The 26,213-nt window shown below is 71.3% G+C and carries 26 protein-coding genes and 1 pseudogene; 16 read left to right on the forward strand and 11 right to left on the reverse strand.

The window, feature by feature from the left end; genetic code table 11:
• Positions 1–40 precede the first annotated feature (40 nt).
• From AB0J55_RS15605 to AB0J55_RS15620, 4 genes are read left to right on the forward strand one after another with little or no spacing between them, the layout of a single operon-like run.
• Positions 41–1,042, forward strand: coding sequence for an ABC transporter permease (locus AB0J55_RS15605; protein ID WP_364248279.1), 1,002 nt, complete (start codon positions 41–43; stop codon positions 1,040–1,042).
• On the forward strand, positions 1,039–1,968 hold the full coding sequence (locus tag AB0J55_RS15610; protein ID WP_364248281.1) for an ABC transporter permease: 930 nt from the start codon (positions 1,039–1,041) through the stop codon (positions 1,966–1,968). Before AB0J55_RS15605 ends, AB0J55_RS15610 begins: the two co-directional genes overlap by 4 nt.
• A 6-nt stretch (positions 1,969–1,974) precedes the next feature.
• Positions 1,975–2,970 carry an ABC transporter ATP-binding protein gene (locus AB0J55_RS15615; protein WP_364248282.1) on the forward strand — a complete coding sequence of 332 codons (996 nt, stop codon included), beginning with the start codon at positions 1,975–1,977 and terminating at the stop codon, positions 2,968–2,970.
• Complete coding sequence (locus AB0J55_RS15620; RefSeq protein WP_364248283.1) at positions 2,967–4,079, forward strand: oligopeptide/dipeptide ABC transporter ATP-binding protein; 1,113 nt, start codon at positions 2,967–2,969, stop codon at positions 4,077–4,079. Before AB0J55_RS15615 ends, AB0J55_RS15620 begins: the two co-directional genes overlap by 4 nt.
• Positions 4,080–4,126: 47 nt before the next feature.
• Here the strand turns inward: AB0J55_RS15620 and AB0J55_RS15625 are convergent, their stop codons facing one another.
• Together AB0J55_RS15625 and AB0J55_RS15630 are read right to left on the reverse strand one after the other, a co-directional pair.
• Complete coding sequence (locus AB0J55_RS15625; RefSeq protein WP_364248284.1) at positions 4,127–5,317, reverse strand: DUF6596 domain-containing protein; 1,191 nt, start codon at positions 5,315–5,317, stop codon at positions 4,127–4,129.
• Complete coding sequence (locus AB0J55_RS15630; RefSeq protein WP_364248285.1) at positions 5,314–5,667, reverse strand: YciI family protein; 354 nt, start codon at positions 5,665–5,667, stop codon at positions 5,314–5,316. Before AB0J55_RS15630 ends, AB0J55_RS15625 begins: the two co-directional genes overlap by 4 nt.
• Before the next feature lie 73 nt (positions 5,668–5,740).
• On the opposite strand from AB0J55_RS15630, the gene AB0J55_RS15635 reads away from it, so the two are divergent.
• Both AB0J55_RS15635 and AB0J55_RS15640 read left to right on the forward strand, forming a co-directional pair.
• The gene (locus tag AB0J55_RS15635) at positions 5,741–6,172 is read left to right on the forward strand and encodes an SgcJ/EcaC family oxidoreductase (protein WP_364248287.1); all 432 of its coding nucleotides are present in this window, start codon (positions 5,741–5,743) and stop codon (positions 6,170–6,172) included.
• 362 nt (positions 6,173–6,534) lie between these two features.
• Positions 6,535–7,176, forward strand: a complete 642-nt coding sequence (locus tag AB0J55_RS15640) for a DedA family protein (RefSeq protein WP_364249495.1) — start codon at positions 6,535–6,537, stop codon at positions 7,174–7,176.
• Here AB0J55_RS15640 and AB0J55_RS15645 read toward each other — a convergent pair.
• Positions 7,173–8,063: an EamA family transporter gene (locus AB0J55_RS15645; protein WP_364248289.1), complete on the reverse strand. Its 891-nt coding sequence runs from the start codon at positions 8,061–8,063 to the stop codon at positions 7,173–7,175. The two genes, AB0J55_RS15640 and AB0J55_RS15645, sit on opposite strands and share 4 nt — an antisense overlap.
• An 86-nt stretch (positions 8,064–8,149) precedes the next feature.
• Here AB0J55_RS15645 and AB0J55_RS15650 point away from each other — a divergent pair, with 86 nt between their 5' ends.
• Positions 8,150–9,055, forward strand: a complete 906-nt coding sequence (locus AB0J55_RS15650) for a LysR family transcriptional regulator (protein WP_364248291.1) — start codon at positions 8,150–8,152, stop codon at positions 9,053–9,055.
• Here AB0J55_RS15650 and AB0J55_RS15655 read toward each other — a convergent pair.
• Positions 9,045–9,647, reverse strand: a complete 603-nt coding sequence (locus AB0J55_RS15655) for a TetR/AcrR family transcriptional regulator (protein ID WP_364248293.1) — start codon at positions 9,645–9,647, stop codon at positions 9,045–9,047. The genes AB0J55_RS15650 and AB0J55_RS15655 overlap by 11 nt on opposite strands.
• 59 nt (positions 9,648–9,706) lie before the next feature.
• Between AB0J55_RS15655 and AB0J55_RS15660 the strand changes: the two genes are divergently transcribed.
• Positions 9,707–10,309 carry a peroxiredoxin-like family protein gene (locus AB0J55_RS15660; protein ID WP_364248295.1) on the forward strand — a complete coding sequence of 201 codons (603 nt, stop codon included), beginning with the start codon at positions 9,707–9,709 and terminating at the stop codon, positions 10,307–10,309.
• Here AB0J55_RS15660 and AB0J55_RS15665 read toward each other — a convergent pair.
• A pseudogene (locus tag AB0J55_RS15665) lies at positions 10,296–10,907 on the reverse strand (DedA family protein). The gene AB0J55_RS15660 and the pseudogene AB0J55_RS15665 overlap by 14 nt on opposite strands.
• Before the next feature lie 129 nt (positions 10,908–11,036).
• Here AB0J55_RS15665 and AB0J55_RS15670 point away from each other — a divergent pair.
• A complete protein-coding gene (locus AB0J55_RS15670; protein WP_364248297.1) occupies positions 11,037–11,939 on the forward strand; it encodes an SDR family oxidoreductase in 903 nt (300 codons plus the stop codon).
• Here AB0J55_RS15670 and AB0J55_RS15675 read toward each other — a convergent pair.
• Entirely contained in the window at positions 11,930–12,907 is a 978-nt protein-coding gene (locus tag AB0J55_RS15675; protein ID WP_364248299.1) for a WYL domain-containing protein, read from the reverse strand. The two genes, AB0J55_RS15670 and AB0J55_RS15675, sit on opposite strands and share 10 nt — an antisense overlap.
• Entirely contained in the window at positions 12,904–14,664 is a 1,761-nt protein-coding gene (gene leuA, locus AB0J55_RS15680) for a 2-isopropylmalate synthase (protein ID WP_364248301.1), read from the reverse strand. The genes AB0J55_RS15675 and leuA overlap by 4 nt, the downstream gene beginning before the upstream one ends.
• A gap of 228 nt (positions 14,665–14,892) precedes the next feature.
• On the opposite strand from leuA, the gene AB0J55_RS15685 reads away from it, so the two are divergent.
• The gene (locus AB0J55_RS15685; protein WP_364248303.1) at positions 14,893–15,261 is read left to right on the forward strand and encodes a hypothetical protein; all 369 of its coding nucleotides are present in this window, start codon (positions 14,893–14,895) and stop codon (positions 15,259–15,261) included.
• Here the strand turns inward: AB0J55_RS15685 and AB0J55_RS15690 are convergent.
• Positions 15,256–15,846: a nitroreductase family protein gene (locus tag AB0J55_RS15690; RefSeq protein WP_364248305.1), complete on the reverse strand. Its 591-nt coding sequence runs from the start codon at positions 15,844–15,846 to the stop codon at positions 15,256–15,258. The two genes, AB0J55_RS15685 and AB0J55_RS15690, sit on opposite strands and share 6 nt — an antisense overlap.
• A gap of 228 nt (positions 15,847–16,074) precedes the next feature.
• Here AB0J55_RS15690 and AB0J55_RS15695 point away from each other — a divergent pair, with 228 nt between their 5' ends.
• On the forward strand, positions 16,075–17,340 hold the full coding sequence (locus tag AB0J55_RS15695) for an aspartate kinase (protein WP_364248307.1): 1,266 nt from the start codon (positions 16,075–16,077) through the stop codon (positions 17,338–17,340).
• On the forward strand, positions 17,340–18,380 hold the full coding sequence (locus tag AB0J55_RS15700) for an aspartate-semialdehyde dehydrogenase (RefSeq protein ID WP_364248309.1): 1,041 nt from the start codon (positions 17,340–17,342) through the stop codon (positions 18,378–18,380). Before AB0J55_RS15695 ends, AB0J55_RS15700 begins: the two co-directional genes overlap by 1 nt.
• A 45-nt stretch (positions 18,381–18,425) precedes the next feature.
• Here the strand turns inward: AB0J55_RS15700 and AB0J55_RS15705 are convergent, their stop codons facing one another.
• Together AB0J55_RS15705 and AB0J55_RS15710 are read right to left on the reverse strand one after the other, a co-directional pair.
• A complete protein-coding gene (locus AB0J55_RS15705) occupies positions 18,426–19,526 on the reverse strand; it encodes a DUF4034 domain-containing protein (RefSeq protein WP_364248311.1) in 1,101 nt (366 codons plus the stop codon).
• Positions 19,527–19,535: 9 nt separating this feature from the next.
• Positions 19,536–21,020, reverse strand: coding sequence for a M48 family metalloprotease (locus AB0J55_RS15710; RefSeq protein ID WP_364248313.1), 1,485 nt, complete (start codon positions 21,018–21,020; stop codon positions 19,536–19,538).
• Positions 21,021–21,183: 163 nt separating this feature from the next.
• Here AB0J55_RS15710 and AB0J55_RS15715 point away from each other — a divergent pair, with 163 nt between their 5' ends.
• Complete coding sequence (locus AB0J55_RS15715; RefSeq protein ID WP_364248315.1) at positions 21,184–22,362, forward strand: RtcB family protein; 1,179 nt, start codon at positions 21,184–21,186, stop codon at positions 22,360–22,362.
• Positions 22,363–22,377: 15 nt separating this feature from the next.
• Positions 22,378–22,758, forward strand: a complete 381-nt coding sequence (locus AB0J55_RS15720; RefSeq protein WP_364248317.1) for a hypothetical protein — start codon at positions 22,378–22,380, stop codon at positions 22,756–22,758.
• A 19-nt stretch (positions 22,759–22,777) separates the two neighbouring features.
• Here the strand turns inward: AB0J55_RS15720 and AB0J55_RS15725 are convergent, their stop codons facing one another.
• Positions 22,778–23,917, reverse strand: a complete 1,140-nt coding sequence (locus tag AB0J55_RS15725) for an MFS transporter (protein WP_364249497.1) — start codon at positions 23,915–23,917, stop codon at positions 22,778–22,780.
• Between the two features lie 182 nt (positions 23,918–24,099).
• Here AB0J55_RS15725 and AB0J55_RS15730 point away from each other — a divergent pair, with 182 nt between their 5' ends.
• Together AB0J55_RS15730 and AB0J55_RS15735 are read left to right on the forward strand one after the other, a co-directional pair.
• Positions 24,100–25,629, forward strand: coding sequence for a DHA2 family efflux MFS transporter permease subunit (locus AB0J55_RS15730; RefSeq protein WP_364248319.1), 1,530 nt, complete (start codon positions 24,100–24,102; stop codon positions 25,627–25,629).
• Complete coding sequence (locus tag AB0J55_RS15735; RefSeq protein WP_364248321.1) at positions 25,610–26,209, forward strand: TetR family transcriptional regulator; 600 nt, start codon at positions 25,610–25,612, stop codon at positions 26,207–26,209. Before AB0J55_RS15730 ends, AB0J55_RS15735 begins: the two co-directional genes overlap by 20 nt.
• Positions 26,210–26,213: the final 4 nt, after the last annotated feature.

A 26,213-nucleotide genomic window follows, 5' to 3' on the forward strand; every position in this document is an offset into this window, starting at 1 on the left:
CATGTTCCGTACTCAGCGGGCTGCCACCTAAGGACTGCAAGTGCTCCGTTTTCTCGTGCGTCGGCTGCTACAAGCGATCCCGACGCTGCTCATCCTGTCCATCCTGGTCTTCGCCTGGCTGCGATCGCTGCCCGGAGGGCCCGCGGCCGCCCTCCTCGGCGACAAGGCAACGCCGGAGAAGATCGCCAACCTCAACCACGTGCTGGGGCTCGACCAGCCGGTCATCATCCAGTACTTCAAGTTCCTCGGCCGCGCGATCACCGGTGACTTCGGCGCCTCGCTGGTTTCCACCCAGCCGGTGATGTCGGAGATCGGCACGTTCCTGCCGGCCACCATCGAGCTGGGCATCTCCGCGATGATCATCGCGGTGGTCATCGGCATCCCGGCCGGCTACCTCTCGGCCCGCCACCGCGGTGGCGTCGCCGACAACGTGATCATCGTGCTGACGCTGATCGGTGTCGCGGTGCCGGTGTTCTTCCTCGGCTACATGATGCAGGACCTGCTCGCCGGGCCGCTGGGCCTGCCGTCGCAGGGACGGCAGACCGCCGGGCTGGACGCGACCGCCATCACCAACTTCGCCGTCCTCGACGGCATCATGACCAGCGAGTGGGACGCCGTCTGGGACGCGATCAAGCACCTGATCCTCCCGGCGTTCGCGCTCGCCACCATCCCGCTCGCGGTGATCACCCGGATCACCCGCGCGTCGGTGCTCGAAGTGCTCAACGAGGACTTCATCCGCACGGCCAACTCGAAGGGCCTCACGCAGCCGGTGGTCCGCCGCCGGCACGTGCTGCGCAACGGCCTGCTCCCGGTGGTCACCACCATCGGCCTGCAGACCGGCGCGCTGCTCGGCGGCGCGGTGCTCACCGAGCGCGTGTTCAACTTCCGCGGCCTCGGATTCCTGCTGGCCGAAGGCATCGAACGGCGTGACTACCCCCGGCTCCAGGCGCTGCTGCTCTTCGGTGCGCTGGTGTACGTGCTGGTGAACATGCTGGTCGACGTCTCGTACGGGATCATCGACCCGAGGGTGCGTGTGCGATGAACACTCTGCTGAACAAGAAGAAAGAGCCGATCGACAAGCTGGCCGCGGCGAGCGGGAACAGCCTCGGCCGCGAAGCCCTGCGGCGGATGCTGCGCAGCCCGGTCGCCATCACCGGTGGCGTGATCACCGGCCTGTTCGTGCTGCTGGCGGTGTTCGCGCCGCTGATCGCGCCCAAGGACCCGTTCGAGCGCTACCTGCAGGACAAGGTCGCCCTCGGCCAGGGGATCATCCCGGGCAGCCAGCCCGGTTTCCCGCTCGGCGTGGACGACTTCGGCCGCGACGAGCTGTCGCGGCTGATCGTCGGCGCGCAGAACACCCTGCTCGTCGGCGTGCTGGCCACGGTGATCGGCGTACTCCTCGGCATCATCATCGGCGGGCTCGCCGGCGCGTTCGGCGGCTGGGTCGACACCGTCCTCATGCGACTGGTCGACGTCATGCTGTCGGTGCCGTCGCTGCTGCTGGCGATTTCGGTCGCGGCGCTGTTCGCCAAGCCGAGCCAGTGGACGGTGATCCTCGCCGTCTCGCTGATCGGCGTGCCGATCTTCGCGCGGCTGCTGCGCGGCTCGATGCTGACCCAGCGCAGCAGTGACCACGTCCTCGCGGCGACGTCGCTGGGCGTGAAGCGCGGCGCGATCGTGTTCCGGCACATGCTGCCGAACTCGCTCGGGCCGGTCATCGTGCAGGCCACGCTGACCCTGGCCACCGCCATCCTGGAGGCCGCGGCGCTGTCGTTCCTCGGCCTGGGCGACCCGGACCCGAACCGGGCGGAGTGGGGCATCATGCTGAGCAAGGGTGCCCGGCAGTTCCTCGACGTCCGGCCCGAGCTCGCGTACTACCCGGCGATCGCGATCATCATCGTCGCGCTCGGGTTCACGCTGCTCGGCGAGTCCCTCCGCGAAGCCCTCGACCCGAAGAACAGGCGGTGAACACCGATGGCACTCCTTGAAGTCCGTGACCTCACGGTCCAGTTCGTCCGCCGTGGCGAGCAGTCGTTCACCGCGGTCGACAACGTCAGCTTCGACGTCGAGCCGGGCCAGACGGTCGGCCTGGTCGGCGAGTCCGGCTGCGGCAAGTCCGTGACGTCGCTGGCGATCATGCGGCTGCTGGCCAAGCGCGGCAACAAGGTCACCGGTTCGGTGCGCTTCGAAGGCACCGACCTGCTCAAGCTGTCCACGAAGGACATGAGCGACCGCCGCGGCCGCGACCTCGGCATGGTGTTCCAGGACCCGCTGTCCTCGCTGAACCCGGTCATCCCGATCGGGCTGCAGATCACCGAGGTGCTGGAGCGCCACCGCGGGATGTCGCGCAAGGCGGCGTCCGTCGAAGCGGTGGACCTGCTCGACAAGGTCGGCATCCCTGACCCGTCGCGCCGGCTTTCCGAGTACCCGCACCAGCTTTCCGGCGGGATGCGGCAGCGCGCGCTGATCGCCATCGCGCTGGCGTGCCGGCCCCGGCTGCTCATCGCCGACGAGCCGACCACCGCGCTGGACGTCACCATCCAGGCGCAGATCCTGGCGCTGCTGCGGGAACTGGTGCAGGACACCGGCACCGCGCTGATCATGATCACGCACGACCTCGGCGTGGTCGCCGGGCTGTGCGACGAGGTCAACGTGCTCTACGGCGGCAAGATCGTCGAGCGGGCGCAGCGGCACCAGCTGTTCGCCGAGCCGCGGCACCCGTACACGCACGGCCTGCTGGCCTCGATCCCGCGCCTGGACGCGGGCCGCGGCGAGAAGCTCATCCCGATCCGGGGTTCGGTGTCCGACAACATCCCGTGGGACCACGGGTGCGCCTTCGCGCCGCGCTGCCCGAACGCGCTGCCGGTCTGCCGCGAGGTCCAGCCGCAGCTGGTGCCCGACCGGGGCGGGCTGCTGCGCTGTCACAACCCCGTGCGGCCCGCGGTCGCCGCGGGAGGAGGAACCCGATGACCCGTCCTGCTGGTGACGTGCTGCTCGAGGTCACCGACCTCAAGGTGCACTTCCCGATCAAGAGCGGCGTCGTGTTCGACCGGACGGTCGGGCACGTCTACGCGGTCGACGGCGTCGACCTGGCCATCCGCCGCGGCGAAACCTACGGCCTGGTGGGCGAGTCCGGCTGCGGCAAGTCCACTTTGGGCCGGGCGATCCTGCGGCTCAACGAGCCGACCGCCGGTTCCGTGAAGTTCGACGGCACCGACGTCGCGCAGCTCAAGGGGGAGGAACTGCGGAAGGCCCGGCGCCGGATGCAGATGATCTTCCAGGACCCGATGTCCAGTTTGGACCCGCGCCAGTCGGTCGAGTCGATCCTGGTCGAAGGCATGCACGCGCACGGCCTCGACAAGGACAAGGAAGCCACCCAGCGGCGGCTGCGGCAGCTGCTGGCGGCGGTCGGCCTCCCGGAGACGTCGCTGCGGAAGTACCCGCACGAGTTCTCGGGCGGGCAGCGCCAGCGCATCGGCATCGCGCGGGCGCTGGCGGTGGAGCCGGACCTGATCGTCGCCGACGAGCCGGTGTCCGCATTGGACGTCTCGGTGCAGGCCCAGGTGGTCAACCTGCTGGAGGACCTGCAGGACCAGCTCGGCCTGACGTACGTGGTGATCGCGCACGACCTCGCGGTGGTGCGGCACATCTCCGACCGCATCGGCGTGATGTACCTGGGTGCGCTGGTCGAGGAGACCGACGCGGACTCGCTGTACCGGGACCCGCTGCACCCGTACACGCGGGCGCTGCTGTCGGCCATCCCGGTGCCGGACCCGCAGGTCGAGGACACCCGCGAGCAGATCCTGCTCGCCGGTGACCTGCCCTCGCCCGCCAACCCGCCGTCGGGCTGCCGCTTCCACACGCGGTGCCCGTGGCGGCAGGCGAGCCTGTGCGACACCGACCGCCCGCAGCTGCGCGAAATCGGCGGCGGGCACCGGGTGGCGTGCCACTACGCGGAGGACATCCGCGACGGGCGCATCCAGCCGCACGAGGTGGAGCCGGAGCTGGTGGAGCTCACCGGAGCGCTCAACCCCGATCTGGGCCCGCCGGACGTCGGCACCGCAGCCGAGATCCTCTGATGTTCTGCTGAGAACGGCCGGCCGGGCCTCGTCCCGGCCGGCCGTTCTCATTTCTCCAGCTTTTTGGCCCGGGACTGCAGGTACGCCTGTTCCGGCAGGCTCAGCGTCCGCCGGGCGGCGGCCAGGTAGGCCTCGCGGGCGCCGGCCAGGTCACCGGCGTTTTCGAGCAGGTGTGCGCGGATGGCGTCGACCCGGTGGTGCCGCGCGAGGTGCTTCGCCGCTTCACCCAGCTCGGCCAGCCCCTTTTCCGGGCCGTTGACCTGCGCGAACGCGACCACGCGGTTCAGCGTCACCATCGGGCCGGGCGCGACGACCTGCAGCAGGTCGTAGAGCGTGAGGATCTCGGCCCAGTCGGTGTCTTCGCTGGTCGCGGCCTCGTCGTGGACCGCGGCGATCGCCGCCTGCAGCTGGTACGGGCCGACGGGGGTGGTCGCGAGTGCCTTGGTGATCAGCGCGACGCCTTCGTCGATGAACGCGCGGTTCCAGCGGGTCCGGTCCTGTTCGGCCAGCGGGACGAGGGCGCCGGTCGCGTCGGCCCGGGCCGGGCGGCGGGCCTCGGTCAGGAGCATGAGCGCGAGCAGGCCCGCGACCTCGCCGTCGTCCGGGAGTTCGGTGTGCAGCTGCCGGGCCAGCCGGATGGCCTCGGTGGTCAGGTCGACGCGGCTGAGCGTGGCGCCCGAGCTGGCCGTGTGGCCCTCGGTGAAGATCAGGTACAGCACCTGCAGCACCGCAGCCAGGCGTTCGGGACGCTGATCGCCGGCGAGCCGTTCGCCTTTCAGCTTCTGTTTCGCGCGGCTGATGCGCTGGCCGATCGTGGCCTCGGGGACGAGGAAGGCCCGCGCGATCTCGGCGGTGGTCAGCCCGCCGACGGCCCGCAGGGTGAGGGCGACCTGCGACGGCCGCGGCAGCGCCGGGTGGCAGCAGAGCAGCAGCAGGGTCAGGGTGTCGTCGACGCCGCTGACGGGCTCTCGGCCGGGCGGCTCGTTCTGGGCGACGGCCTCTTCCCGCCGTCGTCGCGCGGTCTCGCTGCGCCACTGCTCGATGCGCCGCCGGGACGCGGTCGTGATCAGCCACCCCTTCGGGTGATCCGGGATCCCCTCGGCCGGCCATTGCTGCGAGGCGGCCAGCAGCGCCTCTTGAACGGCGTCTTCGCAGGCGTCGAAGTCGCCGTACCGCCGGACGAGCGCGGCGAGCACCTGCGGCGCGAGCTCGCGGAGCAGGCTCTCGACGCCCGTCACAGCTCGGGCCCGTGCAACCCCATCACCGGCCGGACCTCGACCTTGCCGAAGGACGCCTCCGGAACTTTGGCGGCGATCTCGAGGGCGCGGTCTTCGCTCTCGCAGTCGAGCAGGTAGAAGCCGGCGAGGAACTCCTTGGCCTCGGCGAACGGCCCGTCGGTGGTGATGCCCACCTGTTTGGTCAGTTCCGGGAAGGCGAGCCGCTCGGAGACGATCCGCTCGCCGGAGGCATCGAGATCGTCGTTGAGCTGCTGGTAGTAGGCGAGCCCGGCGGCCCGCTGCTCGTCGCTCATGCCCTCCCACGCGGCGCGCGACTCGGGGTTGCCGTAGATCAGGACCACATATTTCACCGGAGTCTCCTGTCGAAATCCGTCCGGCGGCGCCTACGTCTCCTGTGCAAGCACCGACCTTGAGGAGAATGGCATGAGTGAGCAGCAGATCCGCGACCTGATGGCGGCCCGTGAGGTGGCGATGACGGCCCGCGACGCTTCGACGCTGGGCTCCCACTACTCGCCGGACGTCGTGGCGTTCACGCTGGCCCCGCCGCTGGTGCACCGCGGGGCGGAGGTCATCGACGTCGCGGCGCGGCAGGCGTGGTTCGAGACGTTCGAGGGGCCGATCGAGTACGAGACCCGGGACTTGGAGGTGACGGTCGGCGGCGACATCGCTTGGTGCCACGCGTTGAACCGGCTGGCGACGACGCCGAAGGGGGCACCGGCGGGGTTCGAGCTGTGGTTCCGGTCGACGGTGTGCTTCCGCCGGGAGGACGGCGAGTGGCGGATCACGCACGTGCACGATTCGGTGCCGTTCTACATGGACGCGACACTGCGGGCGGCGGTCGACCTGAAGCCTTGACCGGCTCCGGCTCCGGCTCCGGCTCCGGCTCGCGCGGGCGCTCGGCTCGCGCGAGGCCGCCCGGCTTTGCCGGAACCCCGCCGGCCCGCGGGGGCGCCCCCCCGGGTCCAGCGTATCGGCCGCCGCCGACGGAATCCGCCGGTCGGTGAGCCTTCGGCCGGAGTTGTCCACATGGGGGTGGAGCCTGTGGACAACTTCGGCAGGGGGGTGTGGTCGGCGGGCTGCAGCGGAAGCGTCCGGAAACCGCCGACCCCGACCAAAGTCGTACCCAGGGCAATACCTGAGGATGCCGCCGCGTGACCACGGCCCCGGTACCCTGCGGAAAGCGAACCCAATCGGACATGTACCAGGGGGTACGGGCAGTGCACATCAACCAGTGGCTGGAGTCGATCCCGCCGATCGCCGTGTACCTCATCGTCGGCGGGGTGATCATGGTCGAAAGCCTCGGTATCCCGCTGCCCGGTGAGGTGGTGCTGGTCAGCGCCGCCCTGCTCACCCTGACCCATCCCAGCCTGAGCGCGTTGTGGGTCGGTGTCGTGGCCAGTGCCGGGGCCATCGTCGGGGACAGCATCGGGTACCTGATCGGGAAAACCGGGGGGCAACGGCTGTTCGCCTGGGCCGGGCGGAAATTCCCGAAGCACTTCGGGCCCACCCACATCGCCAACGCCGAACGGATCTTCAACAAACGGGGCATGTGGGCCGTGTTCTTCGGCCGGTTCATCGCCTTCCTGCGGATTCTCGCCGGGCCGCTCGCCGGGTCGCTGCGCATGCACTACCCGAAGTTCCTGATCGCCAACGCGCTCGGCGGCATCGCCTGGGCGGGTGGCACGACCGCCCTCATCTACTACGTCGGCGAGGCCGCCGAGAAGTGGCTCGGCGACTTCTCCAAGTACGGCCTGGTGGCCGCCGTCGTGATCGGTGCCGTCGCCTTCGTCGTCATGAAGAAGCGCCTCGGCCGCAAGCACCCCGAGGAAGTGGAAACCAAGGAAGAGACCGCCGCCTAAACCGCGACGAGCTCCCGCTTGGGTGCCCTCCGCAGCGAGCCCAGCAGCACCCCGGCGATCACGACGACGGCGGCGCCGACCTCCAGCCAGGTCGGCCGCTCGCCGAGGACCAGGAACGACGCCGTCAGCCCGACCACCGGCACCAGCAGCGAAAACGGCGACACCACGCCGGCCGGGTTGCGGCGCATCAGCGTCGTCCACAGGCCCGAACCCACCACCGTGCCGATCAGCACCACGTAGGCCAGGCCGCCCAGCGCCGTCAGCCCGGCCGGGGTGCCGAGGGTCGTCAGCGAACGCCACTGCGCGGCCGGGCCCTCCATGACCAGCGACAGCGCGAACATCGGCAGCGGCGGCACCACCGACATCCACAGCGTGAAGTGCAGCGGGTTGTCCGGCTCGGCCCGCCGCGTGCTCAGGTTGCCGAACGCCCAGCTCAGCGCGGCCAGCAACGTCAGGACCATCGGCAGCAGGGCGGCGTGCCCGGACTGCTGCCAGGCGATCGCGGCCATCCCGGCCACCGCCAGCGCGATCCCGGCCAGCTGGTGGCCGGTGACGCGTTCGCGCAGGAACACCGCGCCGAGCAGCACCGTGAACGGCGCCGACGCCTGCAGCACCAGCGACGCCAGCCCGGTCGGCATCCCGGTGTCCATCGCGATGAACAGGAACGCGAACTGCCCGGTGCCGAACCCCAGCCCGTAGCCGAGCAGGTGCCGCACCTGCACCCTCGGCCACGGCACGAACAGGATCGTCGGCACGGCGATCACGGCGAACCGCAGCGCCCCCGCGAACACCGGCGGGAACTGGCCGAGCGTGGCGTGGATGGCGAGGAAGTTGAGGCCCCACAGGACGGCGACGAGCACGGCGAGCAGGCGATCACGGGCAGGCATGCCTCCACTGTGTCAACGGCGACCGTGAAGGACCAGCGAGAATATCTGCAGGAACCGTGTAGCTGTGCTTCAAGTACAGTGGCCGCGTGGATCTCGGCCGGTTGCGCACCCTGCGCGAGTTCGCCGACCGCGGCAGCGTGACGGCCGCCGCGCGGGCGCTGCACTGCACGCCGTCGGCGGTCTCGCAGCAGTTGCGGGCGCTGCAGGGCGAGGTCGGCCTGCCGCTCACCGAGCCGGCCGGCCGGGGCCTGCGGCTGACCGACGCGGGCCGCGCGCTGGTCGCCCGCGCCGACGAGGTGCTCGCCGCGCTCGAGCGGGCCGAGTCCGAACTGGACACCTACCGCAGCGCGCCGCGCGGGCGGGTGCGGATCGCGATCTTCCAGTCGGCCGGCCTGATGCTGCTGCCGGGGCTGCTGACCCGCGTCGCCGGGTACGACGGCCTGGAGGTCGACGTCCGGGACGTCGACATGACGCCGCCGGAGGTGCCCGGCCTGGTCGCGGACTACGACGTCGTCGTGGCGCACCGCGACGAGCACGCGCCGGAGTTCGACTCCGGACGGCTCGACGTGGTGCCGCTGCTGCGGGAGCCGCTCGACGTCGCGCTGCCGGCCGGGCACCGGCTGGCGAGCCGGCGCCGCGTGGAGCTGGCCGAGCTGGCGGACGAGCGCTGGATCAGCGTCGACTTCGGCTTCCCGGTGGACGACGTGCTGCGCTCGCTGACCATCCGCACCGGCGTCCGGCCGGTGGTCGTCCAGCGGATCAACGACTTCCGGATCACCGAACGGCTGGTCGCCGCGGGCCACGGGATCGCGTTGCTGCCGCGCTACACGATGACCACCGGGCCCGGCAGCGGCCTGGTCGGGCGGCCCTTGGCCGGCATCCGCGCGGCCCGGCTGGTCGAGGCGGTCTGCCGGACGGGCGCCCGCCAGCGCCCGGCGGTGGCCCAGGTGATCGAAGAACTGCGCGCCGAGGTCGGTCAGCTCACCGCTTGAAGCCGCGCAAATAAGTGAGCGCGATGCCCAGCGCGTCCTCCAGCGCCGTGAGGTCGTGCCGGATGTGCGCCAGCAGCAGTCCACCTTGGACGGACGTCATCGCCGCCTGCGCCAGCCGTGCCGGATCGGCGTCCGGGTCGAGTTCTCCCTTGTCCCGCAGGGTGACGAGCCCGCGCTCCAGGTGGGACTCCCAGGTCCGGTAGGCCCGGTCGACCAGGGGCGCGAGCTTCGGGTTGTCGCCCACTTCGCCGGCGAGGTTGCCCAGCGGGCAGGCGATCGGGCCGCCGGCGCGGCGGTGGACATCGAGCAGCTGCTCGGTCCAGGTCTCGAAATCGGCCCAGGAAGCCAGCGTGAAGATCGCCGGCTGGTTGCCGAGGATCTGCTCGAGGTACCGGTCGATCACGGCCTCGACCAGCTGTTCCTTGTTCTTGAAGTAGTGGTACATCTGCGATTTCCCGGCCCCGCTCGCGGCCAGCACCTTGTCGACGCTCGTGCCCGCGACGCCGTCGACGTACATCAGCGCGGCGGCCGCGTCGACGATCGCGTCCCGCGTCCGCTGGCCGCGCGGGGTCGAGGCCGCTTGCGTCTCCATGTACTGAATAGTACAGTTCGGCACACTGTACCGATCAGTACAATCAGCTAGGGGGATCCATGACGCTCGAAACCGCCCTGACCGGGCTGAACCACCAGCTCCGCAGCGCCCTGCCGCCGGAGATCGCCGAGGTCCTCGACGCCGACCGCCGCCGTGCCGCGACGGACTTCGCCGAGGTGGGCGCCGAGATCGAGGACTTCACGCTGCCGGCAGCCGACGGGGCGCCGATCGGCTTGGCCGAGCTCGTGGCCGACGGGCCGGCGGTGCTCGTGTTCTACCGCGGCCAGTGGTGCCCGTACTGCAACCTGACGCTGCGCACCTACCAGCAGGAGCTGCTGCCCGAGCTGGAGAAGCGCGGCGCGACCCTCGCGGCGATCAGCCCGCAGAAGCCGGACGGCCCGGCGCCGGACCTGGCGTTTCCCGTGCTTTCGGACGTCGGCAGCACCGTGGGGCGGAGTCTCGGGCTGAGCTATCCGGTTTCCGATGTCGTGCGCGAGGCGATGAAGACGCTGGGTACCGACCTCGAGGAGGTCAACGGCAGCTGGGAGCTGGTCCACCCGGCGGTGGTCGTGGTCGGCCGCGACCGGGTGATCCGGTACATCGACGTCCACCCGGACTTCGTCACGCGGACCGAGCCGGCGGACATCCTCAAAGCGCTCTAGCCGACCGTTTCACGCCGTAGGTGAGCACCGAACCCAGGATCAGGGCCACCGCCAGGGAGAGCAGCAGGCTGATCCCGGGTTCGGTGACGATCCGGCCGCCGGCGTAGCCGAGGAAGGCCACGTACGACGTCCAGAGTGTGACGCCGACGGCCGAGGCGGTGACGAACTCCGCCATCGGCCACCGGAGCGATCCGGCGAGGAGGGCGCCCAGGGTGCCGCCCACGCCCTCTTTCGGGGGTCCGGGTGGCGGAGCCCCCGGCCCGGGGCGAAGCCCCGGATGTCACGGCAGCCAGCGGGCGACCACCAGCACCGGCCGGGGATGGCGCTGCAGCCGCCCGTCGAGCCAGCCGAGGCCGGCGGCGATCTTCCGCCGCCGGCCCAGCCGGTCCAGCGCCGCCCGGCCACCGAACCGGCCGAGGGCGTAGAGCGCCTGGTCGGACACCAGGCACCCGGCACTCGCCACGGCGATCACGAGCGCCAGCGACGTCCCGCCCTGCGCCGCCGAGATGCCCATGCCGAGGATGGTCACCTCGGTGGGCAGCAGCGGCACGAGCGCGACGACGAACAGCACCAGCAGTCCCGCCGTCGATCCGTCCACCCCTCCATTAACCGCCCGCCAGCGGCGAACCACTCCCGATCACCGGGGACTCACAGCAACCCGACAGCTGGTCCACAGGTTCGCGAAACCATGCCAGGAGTTGTCATGGTTCGCCGTGAGGCTGGGCGCATGAACACACTTTCCGGAAAAACCGCCCTGGTGGCGGGCGGCACCCGCGGCGCGAGCCGGGCCATCGCGGTGGAACTGGGCCGGGCGGGCGCCTTCGTGTACGTGACGGGCCGGACCACCCGCGCCGGGCGGTCCGAAGTGGACCGTCCGGAGACGATCGAGGAGACGGCCGAGCTGATCGAAAAGGCGGGCGGCCGGGCGGAAGCGATCCGCGTGGACCACCTGGTCCCGGCCGAGGTCGAGGCGCTGGCCGAGCGGGTCGGCCCGCTCGACATCCTGGTCGACGGCCTTTGGGGTGGTGACAAGCACCTGGGCTGGGGCAAGCCGGTGTGGGAGCACGACCTGGACGCGGGCCTGCGGATGCTCCGCCTCGGCATCGACGCGCACCTGATCACCAGCCACTTCCTGTTCCCGCGGCTGATCGGCAAGCCGGGCGGCCTGGTCGTCGAGCTGACCGACGGGACGGCCGAGTACAACGCGAAGTACCGCGAAGGCACTTCGCTGCCGTTCTACCTGGCGAAGGCGTCGGCGCACCTGCTGGCGATCGGCGAAGCGGCGGAGCTGGCTTCGTTCGGGGCGACCGCGGTCGCGTTCACGCCGGGGTACCTGCGGTCGGAGGCGATGCTGGAGATCTACGGGGTCACGGAGGACAACTGGCGCGACGCCTGCGAGCGGGTGCCGCACTTCGCGATTTCGGAGACGCCGACGTTCTGCGGGAGAACGGTGGTGGCGCTGGCGGCGGACCCCGAGCGGGCGAGGTGGAACGGGCAGACGGTGAGCAGCGGCCAGCTGGCGAAGGAGTACGGCGTGGACGACGTCGACGGCAGCCGGCCGGACGCTTGGCGGTACATGCGGGAGGTGGCGGACGCGGGAAAGCCGGCGGACACCACCGGCTACCGCTGAGCGTTGCGGGCGGCCAGCTCCGCGCCGACCGCGGCCAAGGCCGCCCGCAGCTCGGGCGGGTCCAGCACCTCGACCCCCGGGCTCAGCGCTACCAGCTGGCCGAGGCCGATCTCGCCGTCTTCCAGGGCGAGCTCGGCCTCGGCCCAGCCGTGGTCGTCCGGTGTCCCGAGGGAAACCACCGTGTCCGCCAGGTGCTCCCCGCCGAACACCCGGCGCAGCTCCCGCACCGCCGTCCGGTTCAGCCGGGCGCGCACGGACAACGGCCGCGCCACCTGCTCGAACGCCGCCGAGGACGAACGCCACCAGCCGGCCAGGTCGAACTCCGGGGGCCGGTCGAACGACACCTCCGACGAGGCCACCGAGAGGATCCGCGACACCCGGTACGTCCGCAAAGCGTCGTCCGGGACCACCCGCGCCACCAGGTACCAAACGCCCGCCTTCAGCACCAGCCCCAGCGGCTCCAGCTCCCGCGAAGCCACCTTGTCCCGCCGCCGGTAGGAGACCGACACCCGCCGTTGGGACCACACCGCCTGGACGACGGTCGCCAATGCAGGCGGCTCGTCCGGTGAGCCGAACCAGCCCGGGGCGTCGAGATGGAACCGCCCGGCCACCAGAGCCGCGTGTTCCCGCAGCTCAGCCGGCATTCCCGCGGTCACCTTCGCCCGTGCCGCGCTGCCCGCCGTGTCCAGGCCCAGGCCCGCGAGCGCCGACGGGACCCCCAACGCGAACAACGCGACCGCCTCCCGCGCAGTGAGGCCGTCGAGCCCGGCACGCCAGCCGTCGACCAGGCGGAAGCCGCCGTGGCGGCCCTGCTCCGTCCACAGGGGAACGCCCGCGTCGCGCAGGGCCGCGAGGTCGCGGTGCATCGTGCGTTCGGAGACGCCGAGCTCGAGGGCGAGCTCAGCGGCGGTCGCGCTGCGCCGCCGTTGCAGCGTGAACAACAGCGCGACCAACCGCTCCGCTTTCACCGGTTGGCGCGGTTCACCGCCGAGACGACCGCGCGCAGCGACGCCGTGACGATCGACGGGTCGATGCCGATGCCCCAGAACACCCGGTCCGAGATCGCGCACTCGATGTACGACGCCGCGCGCGAGTCGTCGCCCGGGGAGAGCGTGTGCTCGCTGTAGTCCAGCAGGCGCAGGTCGAAGCCCACCGTCGACAGCGCGTCGAAGAACGCCGCGATCGGGCCGTTGCCGCGGCCGGTGACCTCGTGCTCGTCACCCTCCACGCGGACCGTCGCGGTGATGTCGTACTCGCCGTCGCCGTTGTCGCGGACGTGCTGGCGGACCAGCTCCAGCGGCGTCTTCAGCTCCAGGTACTCGGCCGCGAAGGCGTTGTACATCGTGGTCGGGTCGACCTCGCCGCCCTCGGAGTCGGTGTAGCGCTGGATGACCTTCGAGAACTCGATCTGCAGCCGCCGCGGCAGGTCGAGCTGGTGCTCGGCCTTCATGATGTAGGCGACGCCGCCCTTGCCGGACTGCGAGTTCACCCGGATCACGGCCTCGTACGTGCGGCCGACGTCCTTCGGGTCGATCGGCAGGTACGGGACCTCCCACGGGTGCTCGTCGACGGGTACGCCGGCCTTGTCGGCGGCGTCCTTCATCGCGTCGAGCCCCTTGTTGATCGCGTCCTGGTGGCTGCCGGAGAACGCGGTGAACACCAGGTCGCCGCCCCACGGCGAGCGCTCGGGTACCGGCAGCTGGTTGCAGTACTCGACCGTCCGCTTGATCTCGTCCATGTCGGAGAAGTCGATCTGCGGGTCGATGCCCTGGCTGTAGAGGTTCATGCCCAGCGCGACCAGGTCGACGTTGCCGGTGCGCTCGCCGTTGCCGAACAGGCAGCCCTCGATCCGGTCGGCGCCGGCCTGGTAGCCCAGCTCGGCGGCGGCGATGCCGGTGCCGCGGTCGTTGTGCGGGTGCAGCGACAGGATCACCGAGTCGCGGCGGCCCAGGTTCCGGCTCATCCACTCGATCGAGTCGGCGTAGACGTTCGGGGTGGCCATCTCGACGGTGGCCGGCAGGTTCAGGATCACCGGCCGCTCCGGCGTCGGCTGCCAGATGTCGGTGACGGCGTTGCAGACCTCGAGGGCGTAGGACAGCTCGGTGCCGGTGTAGGACTCCGGCGAGTACTGGAACCGGAAGTCCGTGTCGGGGTGCTTCGCGGCCAGGTCGACGACCATTTCGGCGCCCTGCGTGGCGATCTTCTTGATGCCCTCGCGCTCCTCGCGGAAGACCACGCGGCGCTGCAGGATCGACGTCGAGTTGTAGATGTGGACGATCGCGCGCGGCGCGCCGTCGAGCGCCTGGAAGGTGCGCTCGATCAGCTCCGGGCGGCACTGGCTCAGCACCTGGATGCTGACGTCGTCCGGGATGGCGCCTTCGTCGATGATCTCGCGGACGAAGTCGAAGTCGGTCTGCGACGCGGCCGGGAAGCCGACCTCGATCTCCTTGTAGCCCATGCGGACCAGCAGGTCGAAGAACTTGCGCTTCCGCGCGGGCGACATCGGGTCGATCAGGGCCTGGTTGCCGTCCCGCAGGTCGACGGCGCACCACAGCGGCGCGCGCTCGATGCGCTTTTCGGGCCAGGTGCGGTCGGGCAGGTCGATGTTCTCGACCAGGTCGTACCAGGGGCGGTAGCGGTGGACCGGCATGGACGTGCCGCGCTGGGTGTTCCAGGCGGGCTGGTCAGCGGGCGCGGGACGGGAGGGTTTGCGGATCTTGCTCATGGGATTTGGGGTGTCTCCAGCTCGACGGGTGCGACCGGCACCACGAAGCCCCGCGACGGGGAGCCGGTCCGGTCAGGCCCCGTCGCGGCAGCGAAGCAGGAGAGCACGCGCCACGGCCCCACCATAACCAGCGAACGTGCGCGGAGGGAAGCCGGGCCGCGATGCATCTGTTACCCACTCGGTTACTTGTGGGTAGCAATCGGCCGGTTGCCGTGCGAAACTGCGGGCATGGGTGAGCACGCAGAGTCGTCGTCGGAGGAAACGCGCGTCTCCCGGCGCGCCCCCGTCGACTGGCGCCAGACCGGGGGCCGGGTGGCTTCCGTGGTGGCGTCGATCGTCCGCTGGATCGGGCTGGTCTTCGCCGCGTTCCTGGTGATCCACGTGATCTTCACGGTCGGCTCGGCCAACCCGGCCAACGGCATCGTCTCGTTCGTGAAGTCCTGGGCGGACAGCCTGGCGCTGGGCTTCAGCGACCTGTTCACGCCGAGTGACGGAAAGCTGCGCGTGCTGGTGAACTACGGCATCGCGGCGATCTTCTGGCTCGTGGTGTCCGGGATCCTGGCGAAGGTCATCCGCAGGGTGGGCGGGGCGTCATAGCGCGGGCTTGCCCCACTCGTCGGTGAACGCGAACTCCTCCAGCGGCAGCCGCACCCGCTCGGCCTTCTCCCGCTCGATCCGCCAGTCCTCCTCGAGCACCTCCGGCGGCGCCACCGACCCCACCGCGATCGCCACCTTCGGGACGGCGTCCTCCGGCAGCGAGAACGCCGCCCGGACCGCGTCCGGGGAGAAGCCCGCCATCTGGTGGGCGATCAACCCCAGCTCCACCGCCTGCAGCACGAGGTTCTCCGAAGCCAGCCCGAGCCCGTACTCGGCGTACGGCACCGGACCCTTCTCGTTCGTCGTCACCATCACGCCGACCAGCAGCAGGCCGGCCCGGTGCGCCCAGGCCTGGTTGCCCGAGTTCAGCGTCGAAAGGATCGCGTCGAACGCCGGCGTGCCACGAACGCCCACCAGGTAGCGGGCCGGCTGGGTGTTGCCGAACGACGGTGCCCAGCGGGCTGCCTCCAGAAGGGCCCGCACCTGCTCGTCGGTGACCGACGCGGAAGCGTCGTAGGCCCGCGGGCTCCACCGTTCCGCCATCAGGGTTGCGATCGGGACGCTCGTCACAGCTGGTTTCCGCACGCCGACGACCCTACCGACGAGTGCTGTGCATCACTCGGGCGGAAGGGCTCCGCGCATTCCGTTGGCATCGCGAAAGATTTACTCCGGCGGCACCCACCGGCGAGGTGAGCCCCACGTCAAGAGGGTGGCGGGCCGCCGCGGCCCCGGTAGGCTCCAGTTCAAATCATGGGACGCGGGGGCTCTCCGGTGCCCACCAGGGAGCCGCCCGGCCCGCGAGGAGGTTCGGGCGTGGCCCTCGTGGTCCAGAAGTACGGCGGATCGTCGCTGGAAAGTGCCGACCGGATCAAGCGCGTGGCGGAACGGATCGTCGCGACGAAGAAGGCGGGCAACGACGTCGTCGTCGTCTGCTCGGCGATGGGTGACACCACCGACGAGCTGCTCGACCTGGCGCAGCAGGTCAACCCGGCGCCGCCGGAGCGCGAAATGGACATGCTGCTCACCGCCGGTGAGCGCATCTCGAACTCGCTGGTCGCGATGGCCATCGCGGCGCTGGGCGCCGAGGCGTGGTCGTTCACCGGCTCGCAGGCCGGCGTCGTGACGACGTCCGTGCACGGCAACGCGCGGATCATCGACGTCACCCCCAGCCGGGTCACCGAGGCCCTCGAGCAGGGGTACATCGCGCTCGTGGCGGGCTTCCAGGGCGTCGCGCAGGACACGAAGGACATCACCACGCTGGGCCGCGGCGGCTCGGACACCACCGCCGTCGCGCTCGCCGCCGCGCTGAACGCCGACGTCTGCGAGATCTACTCCGATGTGGACGGTGTGTACACGGCCGACCCGCGGGTGGTGCCGGACGCGCGCAAGCTCGACACCGTCACGTACGAGGAAATGCTCGAGCTCGCCGCGAGCGGGTCGAAGATCCTGCACCTGCGCTCGGTTGAGTACGCGCGCCGCTACGGCGTCCCGATCCGAGTCCGTTCTTCCTACAGTGACAAGCCGGGCACCACGGTGACCGGTTCTATCGAGGAGATCCCCGTGGAACAAGCCCTGATCACCGGTGTGGCGCACGACCGCTCCGAAGCCAAGATCACGGTGACCGGGGTGCCGGACCACACCGGTGCCGCGGCCCGGATCTTCCGCGTGATCGCCGACGCCGAGATCGACATCGACATGGTGCTGCAGAACGTGTCCAGCACCGTCTCCGGCCGCACGGACATCACGTTCACGCTGTCGAAGGCCAACGGCGCCAAGGCCGTCAAGGAGCTGGAGAAGGTCAAGGCGGAGATCGGCTTCGAGTCGGTCCTCTACGACGACCACGTCGGCAAGGTGTCGCTGGTCGGCGCCGGGATGCGCTCGCACCCGGGTGTCACGGCGACGTTCTGCGAGGCGCTGGCCCAGGCCGGCGTCAACATCGAAATCATCAACACCTCGGAGATCCGCATCTCGGTGCTGATCCGGGACGCGCAGCTCGACGAAGCCGTGCGCGCGATCCACGAGGCGTTCGAACTCGGCGGCGACGAAGAAGCCGTCGTCTACGCGGGGAGTGGTCGCTGATGGCGGACGGGCTGCGGGTCGGGGTGGTCGGCGCGACCGGCCAGGTCGGCGCGGTGATGCGCAAGCTGCTGGCGGAACGGGAGTTCCCGATCGCGGAGCTGCGGTACTTCGCTTCGGCGCGCTCGGCGGGCTCGAAGCTTCCCTGGCGCGACACCGAAATCACCATCGAGGACGCGTCCACAGCGGACCCGTCCGGTTTGGACATCGCGCTGTTCTCCGCCGGCGGCTCGACGTCGAAGGCGCAGGCGCCGCGGTTCGCCGCGGCCGGCGTGACGGTGATCGACAACTCGTCGGCGTTCCGGATGGACCCGGACGTGCCGCTGGTCGTCAGCGAGGTCAACCCCGAAGCCATCAAGGAAGCGCGCAAGGGGATCATCGCGAACCCCAACTGCACCACGATGGCCGCGATGCCGGTGCTGAAGCCGCTGCACGACGAAGCCGGGCTGGTGCGGCTGGTCGCCTCGACGTACCAGGCGGTGTCGGGCAGCGGGCTGGCCGGCGTCGACGAGCTGGCCGGCCAGGTCAAGGCGGCCGCCGAGCACGCGTCGCTGCTGACCCACGACGGGGCGGCGATCGAGTTCCCGAAGCCGGAGAAGTACGTCCGGCCGATCGCGTTCAACGTCCTCCCGATGGCCGGGTCCATTGTGGACGACGGCGAGCTGGAGACGGACGAGGAGAAGAAGTTCCGCAACGAGAGCCGCAAGATCCTGGGCATCCCCGGGCTCGCCGTCTCGTGCACCTGTGTGCGGGTGCCGGTGTTCTCGGGGCACTCGGTCTCGGTCAACGCGGAGTTCGAGCGGCCCCTGTCGGTCGAGCGCGCGACGGAGCTGCTGGCGCACGCGCCGGGCGTCGAGCTGTCGGATGTCCCGACCCCGCTGCAGGCGGCGGGCAACGACCCGAGCTACGTCGGCCGCATCCGCGTCGACCCGGGCGTCGAAGGCGGCCGCGGGCTGGCCCTGTTCCTCTCGAACGACAACCTGCGCAAGGGTGCGGCGCTCAACGCCGTGCAGATCGCCGAGCTGGTGGCCCAGCAGCTCTGACGACCACCTCGGAGGCCCCGCACCCGGTGCGGGGCCTCCGTGCGTTCACGGCCGGGTGGCCGAGCCGTGGCAGGCGAGGTAGCGCGTCTTGACGAATTCGTGGACCGGCTTGCCGCCGTAGGCCCAGACCAGCGCGTCCGCGTGCGTGCCGAGGATCTTGAACTCCTCGACGGCCTCGTCGCAGCGGCCGTTCACCACCAGCGCCTTGGCCGCGTAGGCGCGGTCACGCAGGTTCGCCGGGTGGTCCCGGCCTTCGCCGGCCAGCCAGGGCACGACGACGTCGAGCGCGCGCTGCGTCCGTTCGCTCTGCCACGCCTCGACGCCCTTGGCCTCCGCTTCGTGCGCGGCGATCACGACCAGGCCCGCGAGCTTCGGCGCCTTCGCCGCGGCCTCGTCGGCGAAGGCGAACATCTGCTCGTGCGAGCCGAACCACTTGGCGCACCAGTACTGCAGGGCCTGTTCGTGGGCGGCGCGGTGGAGCGGGTCCCGGGCCACGAGCTCCGCCCAGACCGCGCGGAAGTCGTCGTTTTCGTACTGCCGCCCGCGGGCGACCATGAGCATGGTGCACCACGGAGTCGGGTCCTCGGGCGCGGCCTCGGTCGCGGCGCGGGCCGCCGCCTCGGCGTCTTCGAGGACCCGGAAGAACCCCTGCCACTGCTCCTGGGAAACGTGTTCCGGCGTCTGCCTCGTGCGGATTTGCCAGGCCAGGGCGACCAGCCCCTGGGCGTTGACGACGGCGGCGTCCACGCTCCCGGACGCCAGCCACTCCTTCAGGGGAGCGTCGTCGTCCGCGGCGGCGTCCCCGAGCTGCTGCACGGCGTAGGCGCGGCGGTCCCAGTCGGTGCCCAGCTCGGCCAGCAACGCGGCGGCCGGCTGCCAGTCACCGGCGCGGTAGGCCGCGACGGCTTCGGCGACGCGGGCGTCGGCGATGAACGGCGCCGCCGACACCTCCTTGCCGTCCGGCAGCCCCCACCGGGTCACGTCCAGCAGCTCGGACTTCGGCTTGTCGTCCTGGGGGACGAACTGCGCGAGCTCGTCGCGGGAGAGCGTCTTCGCGTACTCCTCGACGGTCATCCCGCGAGCTCTCGCCGCCTTGACCAGGGCGACGGCGGCCTTGCGGCGCTTGGAATTGAACAACGACAGCACGGTCTCTCCTCAGGAACGGACGGGCAGCACGCCGGTGGCGGCCAGCAGGCGGCGCAGCGGCGCCGTGTCGTGGTCGGCCGCCGCCGCGGCGTCGAGGGCGGCGGTCAGCTCGCCGGCGTAAGGCTCGTCGACGACGAACTCGGGCGGTCCGGACCACGACAGCTTCCAGTGCGCCACCTCGGCTTCCGCGAGGTACGACTGGACCACAGTGGACAGTCGCTCGCGGACCGAGGGGGCGGCGAACTCGCGCTGGGCCCGCGGCCCGGCCGACGACGGCGGCTTGCGTTCCGGGTCGGCCAGCTCGGCGGCGCGTCCGGCGTCGATGCGGTCGAGCGCCTGCGCGATCGTCCCGCCCGGACCCAGGATCCGGGCGGCCTCGCGGGTGACGGTGTGCCGGACGCCGAGGTCGACCAGCCGGTTCCAGTCCGTGCGCCGCTTGAGCTTCGCCTTGTCGGACAGGTCGGAGGCCATCGCCGCCTCCAGCGTCGGGACGGGGTCGCGGAGGACTTCGCTCGCCGGGTGGTCGCCGCCGGGCCGTCCCGGAACCTCCGGCAGCGCCTCGAGCGCCGCGATCCGGTCCGGTGTCGGCGGGTGCGTGGCGTACCGGGATTCCTCCTTGGCCGGCGGGTGCTGCCGGAGCCGGTCGAACTCCGCGGCGCGGGTTTCGTCGGCGAGCAGCTCCGCGAAGCCCCCGGCCAGCCGGTCGGGCAGGTAGCCGGCGTCCCAGCCGATGGCGACGTAGCGGTCGGAGTAGAAGTCCCAGGCGACGTCGAGGACTTCGACCTCGCGCAGCACGCCGGTCATCGCCGCGGTGCCGGCCACGCGGGCCGCGGCGGCGTCGGCGGCGAGCTCCTGACGGCGGCAGACCGCGGCGGACACCGCGAAGTAGAGCTTCGCGTAGAGGACGAACAGCTTGCGGACCAGGCCTTCGAACCAGCCGTCACCGCCCAGACCGGCCAGCGCGCGCTCGATCGACCGGCGGCCGCGGTAGGTCAGCGCGGCCAGCCGGGTGTCGCGGTTGCTGTAGTGCCCGAGTTCGTGGCCGAGCAGGGCGCACAGCTGGTCGTGCCGCAGCCCGGCGAGCAGCTGCGCGCCGATGAACATCTCGCGCCGGAGCACCCGCAGGCCGAGCCAGCCGGTGCGCTCGCGGACCCCGGCGTTGACCTCGCTGATCAGCGTGATCGTGTCCGGCGGCCGGGTGCCGACCGCGGCGGCCAGCTCCTCGACCAGCGCCCACAGCGCGGGCTCGTCCGCCCGCGTCACCGGCACGCCGGGCAGGTCGTCCCCGCGCGTCCGCTCGATCGCGAACAGGGCCTTGAGCAGGGCGTACGACACCGGCACGGCCACGATGGCGAGCTTGATCGCCAGGATGCCGGAGTGGTGCCGGAAGAAGTAGTACTCGGTCACGGCCAGGCCGCCGACGACCAGGAACACCAGGGCCGGGAACCCGGCCAGCAGGGCGACCGCGACGAGCGCGCGCCACGATGTCTTCACAATGGATCGATCCTCCCCGTGCCGTCCCTCCCCGGACGGTCGGCCCATTCTGCCCCGGATGATCGGCACGGCGGATTTCTTTTTGCTCACGAAGAAATCGCGTTGGTGTTCTGGCGGCCGCTGGGGGAACCTGTGCACCGCAAGCCAGTCAAGGGGAGGAACCATGTACACCGCTGTCGACGGCGCCCGCGTCCCGATCCGGATGTGGGCGGATCCCGCGTCGGTCGAAGACCAGGCCATGCGGCAGCTGCACAACGTCGCGAACCTGCCGTGGGTGCACGGCGTCGCCGTGATGCCCGACGTGCACTACGGCAAGGGCGCGACCGTCGGCAGCGTCATCGCGATGCGCGACGCCGTCTCGCCGGCCGCGGTCGGCGTGGACATCGGCTGCGGGATGAGCGCGGTCCGGACGTCGCTCACCGCCGCCGACCTGCCCGACGACCTCGGGAAGCTGCGCCGGCGCATCGAGAGCGCCGTGCCGGTCGGGTTCGGGCTGCACAAGACGCCGGTCAACCCGGCCAAGGTGCACGGCGTCGGCGGCTGGGACGCGTTCTGGAAGCAGTTCGGCGAGCTGCACACCGGCGTCCAGGACCTGCACGACCGGGCCGCGCGGCAGATCGGCAGCCTCGGCGGCGGCAACCACTTCATCGAGGTCTGCCTCGACGACGACGGTCGCGTCTGGCTGATGCTGCATTCGGGTTCGCGCAACATCGGCAAGGAGCTGGCCGAGCGGCACATGGCGGTCGCGCGCAAGCTGCCGCACAACGCCGACCTGCCCGACCCCGACCTCGCGGTGTTCGTCGCCGGCACGCCGGAGATGCAGGCGTACCGGCGCGACCTGTTCTGGGCGCAGGAGTACGCGGCGCGCAACCGCGCCACGATGGTCGCGCTCGTGAAGCAGGCGGTCCGCGACGAGCTCCCGCAGGTGACCTTCGACGACGCGATTTCGTGCCACCACAACTACGTCGCCGAGGAGACCTACGACGGTGTCGAGCTGCTCGTCACCCGGAAGGGCGCGATCCGCGCCGGATCGGGTGATCTCGGGATCATTCCGGGCAGCATGGGGACCGGTTCGTACATCGTCCGCGGGCTGGGCAACGACTCGTCGTTCCAGTCGGCTTCGCACGGCGCGGGGCGCCGGATGTCGCGGACCAAGGCGAAGAAGCTGTTCACCGCGGACGACCTCGCGGCTCAGACGGCCGGTGTCGAGTGCCGGAAGGACTCCGGCGTGGTCGACGAGATCCCGGCGGCGTACAAGGACATCGAATCGGTGATCCGCGCGCAGACGGACCTGGTCGAGGTGGTGGCGCACCTCAAGCAGGTGGTCTGCGTCAAGGGCTGACGGTACCTTGGCGCCATGACGAGGGGTGGAACCACTGCTGCGCTGCTGGCCTCGGCCGCTCTGCTGCTGGGCGGGTGCGCCGAGGTCGGCAACGCGGTCGACCAGGGCAGCCGGACGGCGGACAAGGTGAGCGCGTGCACCGAGGCGCTCGGGCTCGCGGACCTGAACCCGCTGGTCGACCCGGCCAAGCTCAAGGAGCGGGCCGCCGACAAGGAGCGGCGGCTGCGCGAGCTGGCCGGGAACGTCCAGGACCAGGACGTGAAGAACGCGCTGCTCGGCATGGCCGGCTCGTACGTCGAGGTCCAGAAGGAACGCATCGAGGACGCCGGCGTGGTGGCCGGGTGGGTGCAGCGCAACGTCAAGAAGCTCGACGCGCTCCGCGCCGCCTGCGCCTGACCGCCCTGCGGCAGGGGCGCTAGCTGCGGCTTTCGGCCAGGGCCGGTTCCGGGGCGGGTGACGGGGAGCGGCGCCAGAGGAAGCCGGCCGAGGCGATCACCAGGCCGCCGAGGCCCGCCGCCGCGAAGCCCCACGCCGGGGTCGAGTGGTCGATCGCGAAGCCGACCACCGGGCCGCCCACCGCCAGGCCGAGGCGGGTGAACGCGTCCTGCAGGCCCATCGCCTCGCCGCGGACCTGCGGCGGGGCGATCCGGCTGACCGTCTCGGTCGTCGCCGCCAGCGTCGGCGCGCACATCAGGTTCGACGGGATCAGCACCAGCATCAGCAGCCACCACGGGTGGTCCGCCAGGCCGACCGGGATCACCAGCAGCGCGAGCAGCAGCATCAGCACGCCCTGCGGCAGCGACCGCTTCACCGCGCCGTGCACGACGCCGCCCAGGATCGAGGCCACGCACATCACCGCGATGACCAGCCCGGTCACGCCGAGTTCGCCGTTCGCGCGCAGGGCCGCCAGCGTCGCCAGTTCCGTGCCGACCAGCACGAACAACGTGCCGCCCGCGATCAGCAGCGTCGCCACCAGCCGGCCGGTGAGCCAGCTTCGCAGCGGAGGCCGGAAGCCCGGCTCCGCCGCTTCGGCGGCGCCCTCGCGGATCGGCGGGTCGACCAGCCAGATCAGGAACGCCGTGCCGCCGAACAGCAGGCCGAGCGCGGTGAGCGTCCACGTCGGGGAGAAGGCCGTGATGGCCGCGATGCCCGCCGCCGGGCCGATCATGAACGTCGCTTCGATCGAGATCGTGTCGAGCGAGTAGGCCGCGCGGCGCTCCTCGGGCGGCACGAGCGTGGCCAGGACCTGCCGGGCCAGCGAGCCCGCCGGTACCGAGAGCATCCCGGCCGGGACCGCGACGACGGCGAGCGCCACGAACGGCAGGTGCGGCGCGGCGATCCAGAACACCGTCGTGCCGATCCCGCAGACCGCGACGACCGGGCGCAGCCCGTACCGGTCGAAGCAGCGGCCCAGCAGCGGCGCGCCGAGCGCCATCCCGAGCGTGACACCGCCCCCGACCAGGCCGGCGGCGCCGTATCCGCGGCCGAGCCCGGTGACGATGTACAGCGTCATGAGCACGCCGTTCATGGTCATCGGGAGGCGCGCCAGGAACATCAGGGCCATCGTCGACGGGACGCGGGGGACCGAGAGCACCCGGCGGTAGGGCTGCAGTGGCACGTCTCCGATGAGACCCCAGGTTGGTACGCGCGTGCAACATATTTCCGCCGCCGTGCCCTGGTGCCGGACAGTTATGAGAGTTACTCTCATTTGGTAGTCACTACCATTTGGGGGTCGCTATGACGAAGACCTATCCACGCAGGTGGTGGGCGCTCGGTGCGCTCGCGGTGAGCCTGCTGACCATCGGGCTCGACCTGACCGTGCTCAACGTGGCCATGCCGACCCTGGCCGTCGACCTCGGCGCCACGACCACGCAACTGCAGTGGTTCGGCAACGCCTACACGCTCGCGCTGGCCGCGTTGCTGCTGCCGGCCGGCCTGTTCGGCGACCGCTTCGGCCCGAAGAAACTGCTGCTCGGCGCGCTCGTGGTGTTCGGGCTGGCCTCGCTGTGGTGCGCCTACGCCGGGTCGCCGGGCGAGCTGATCGCCGCCCGGGTCCTGCTCGGCGTCGGTGCCGCGTTCCTCATTCCGCTGTCGCTTTCGCTGCTGAACATCCTGTTCCCGCCGGAGGAGCGGGCGAAGGCGCTGACGACGTGGGTGATGGCCATGTTCGTCGGCATCCCGCTCGGGCCGCTGCTCGGCGGCTGGCTGCTCGACCACTTCGCATGGGGCTCGGTGTTCCTGATCAACGTCCCGCTGACGGCGGTCGGCGTGGTTGCGGTGCTGTTCCTGCTGCCGCTCACGCCGGGGGCCGGGCGCGGCGCGATCGACTTCACCGGCATCGCGCTCTCGACGGCCGGCCTGGTCGCGCTCACCTACGGCTTCGTCCACGCCGGCGAACACGGCTGGACCGACCCGGTGACGTACGGCCTGGTCGCGCTCGGCGCCGCGCTGGTGGCGGTGTTCTGCTGGACGCAGCCGCGGGCCGCCGCGCCGCTGACCGACCTCGCGTTGTTCCGCGAGCCGCGGTTCGTCTGGGGTGCGGTGCTGGCCACGGTGGCGTCGTTCGCGCTGATGGGCCTGCTGTTCGTGCTGCCGCAGCTGTTCCAGGCGGTGCAGGGGGCGGACGCGCTGCAGACCGGCGTGCGGCTGCTGCCGCTGATCGGCGGGATGCTGGTCGCGGCGAAGCTCGCCGAGCGGCTGGTCGCCGTCCTCGGGGTGCGCCTGGTCGTCGCGGGCGGGTTCGTGCTGCTCGCGGCGGGCCTGGCGTGGGGCTCGGCGACGTCGCCGTCGGACGGCTACGGCGCCACGGTGGGCTGGGAGATCGTCATCGGGCTCGGCACCGGTTCGACGCTGCCGCCGCTGATGACGATGGCGATGGGCGCGCTCACCGAGGGCCGCTCGGGCGCCGGATCGGCGCTGATCCAGGCGTTGCGGCAGGTGGGCGGCACGATCGGGGTCGCGGTGCTGGGCACGGTGCTGAACAGCGGTTACCGCGACGGCGTCGACGTCCGCGGCCTGCCCGCGCCGGTCGCCGACGCGGCGCGGGGCAGCGCGTCCGCCGCCGTCGCCGTGGCGGAGCAGCTCCACCAGCCCGCGCTGGCCGCCTCGGCGCGAGCCGCGTTCACCGGCGGCATGGCGGCGACGCTGTGGGTGTGCGCGGGCCTCGGCGTCGCCGGGGCGCTGCTCGCGCTGGTGTTCCTGCCCGGCCGGTCCGGTGCGGCGGCGGCGCTGCCGCGAGAATCGGAGCATGACGTCGTCACCAGCTGAGCCCACGGGGCTGCGGGAGCGGAAGAAGGCCAGGACGCGCGCCGCGATCCAGCGGCACGCGTTGCGGCTGTTCCACGAGCAGGGCTACAGCGCGACGACGGTGGACCAGATCGCGGCCGCGGCGGAGATCTCGCCCAGCACCTTCTTCCGGTACTTCCCGACGAAGGAGGACACGGTGCTGTACGACCCGTTCGACCCGGTGCTCATCGAGGCGGCTCTCGCCCAGCCGCCCGAGCTGAGCCCGATCGACGCGCTGCGGGCGACCATGGACTTCATCCGCGAGCAGATCCCCGCGGAGGCGTGGGAGGACGAGCGGCAGCGCCAGCTGCTGGTGTTCCGCGAGCCGGAGCTGCGCAGCGCGGTGATGGACAAGTTCGCCGAGGGCATCGACCTGCTGGCGGCGTTCGCCGCCCAGCGCACCGGCCGCGCGGCGGACGACTTCGAGGCGCGGAACTGGGCTGGTGCGGTGGTGGGTGTGGTGATGGCGGCGTTCGCGGGTGCGGCGGCGGATCCGGATGTCGACCCGCTGGTGGTGGTCGACCGGGCCGTCGCTCACCTGGAGGAGGGGCTGCCGTTGTAGCCGG

This window comes from Amycolatopsis sp. NPDC049688 (assembly GCF_040674975.1).
Classification (GTDB): Bacteria; Actinomycetota; Actinomycetes; order Mycobacteriales; family Pseudonocardiaceae; genus Amycolatopsis.

Excerpts from the sequence above, each read along its gene's own strand:
- AB0J55_RS15610 (WP_364248281.1), top strand. The coding sequence starts at position 1,039 with ATGAACACTCTGCTGAACAAGAAGAAAGAGCCGATCGACAAGCTGGCC.
- AB0J55_RS15615 (WP_364248282.1), top strand. The coding sequence starts at position 1,975 with ATGGCACTCCTTGAAGTCCGTGACCTCACGGTCCAGTTCGTCCGCCGT.
- AB0J55_RS15620 (WP_364248283.1), top strand. The coding sequence starts at position 2,967 with ATGACCCGTCCTGCTGGTGACGTGCTGCTCGAGGTCACCGACCTCAAG.
- AB0J55_RS15635 (WP_364248287.1), top strand. The coding sequence starts at position 5,741 with ATGAGTGAGCAGCAGATCCGCGACCTGATGGCGGCCCGTGAGGTGGCG.
- AB0J55_RS15645 (WP_364248289.1), bottom strand. The coding sequence starts at position 8,063 with ATGCCTGCCCGTGATCGCCTGCTCGCCGTGCTCGTCGCCGTCCTGTGG.
- AB0J55_RS15655 (WP_364248293.1), bottom strand. The coding sequence starts at position 9,647 with ATGGAGACGCAAGCGGCCTCGACCCCGCGCGGCCAGCGGACGCGGGAC.
- AB0J55_RS15660 (WP_364248295.1), top strand. The coding sequence starts at position 9,707 with ATGACGCTCGAAACCGCCCTGACCGGGCTGAACCACCAGCTCCGCAGC.
- AB0J55_RS15670 (WP_364248297.1), top strand. The coding sequence starts at position 11,037 with ATGAACACACTTTCCGGAAAAACCGCCCTGGTGGCGGGCGGCACCCGC.
- leuA (WP_364248301.1), bottom strand. The coding sequence starts at position 14,664 with ATGAGCAAGATCCGCAAACCCTCCCGTCCCGCGCCCGCTGACCAGCCC.
- AB0J55_RS15685 (WP_364248303.1), top strand. The coding sequence starts at position 14,893 with ATGGGTGAGCACGCAGAGTCGTCGTCGGAGGAAACGCGCGTCTCCCGG.
- AB0J55_RS15700 (WP_364248309.1), top strand. The coding sequence starts at position 17,340 with ATGGCGGACGGGCTGCGGGTCGGGGTGGTCGGCGCGACCGGCCAGGTC.
- AB0J55_RS15715 (WP_364248315.1), top strand. The coding sequence starts at position 21,184 with ATGTACACCGCTGTCGACGGCGCCCGCGTCCCGATCCGGATGTGGGCG.
- AB0J55_RS15720 (WP_364248317.1), top strand. The coding sequence starts at position 22,378 with ATGACGAGGGGTGGAACCACTGCTGCGCTGCTGGCCTCGGCCGCTCTG.
- AB0J55_RS15725 (WP_364249497.1), bottom strand. The coding sequence starts at position 23,917 with ATGTTCCTGGCGCGCCTCCCGATGACCATGAACGGCGTGCTCATGACG.
- AB0J55_RS15730 (WP_364248319.1), top strand. The coding sequence starts at position 24,100 with ATGACGAAGACCTATCCACGCAGGTGGTGGGCGCTCGGTGCGCTCGCG.
- AB0J55_RS15735 (WP_364248321.1), top strand. The coding sequence starts at position 25,610 with ATGACGTCGTCACCAGCTGAGCCCACGGGGCTGCGGGAGCGGAAGAAG.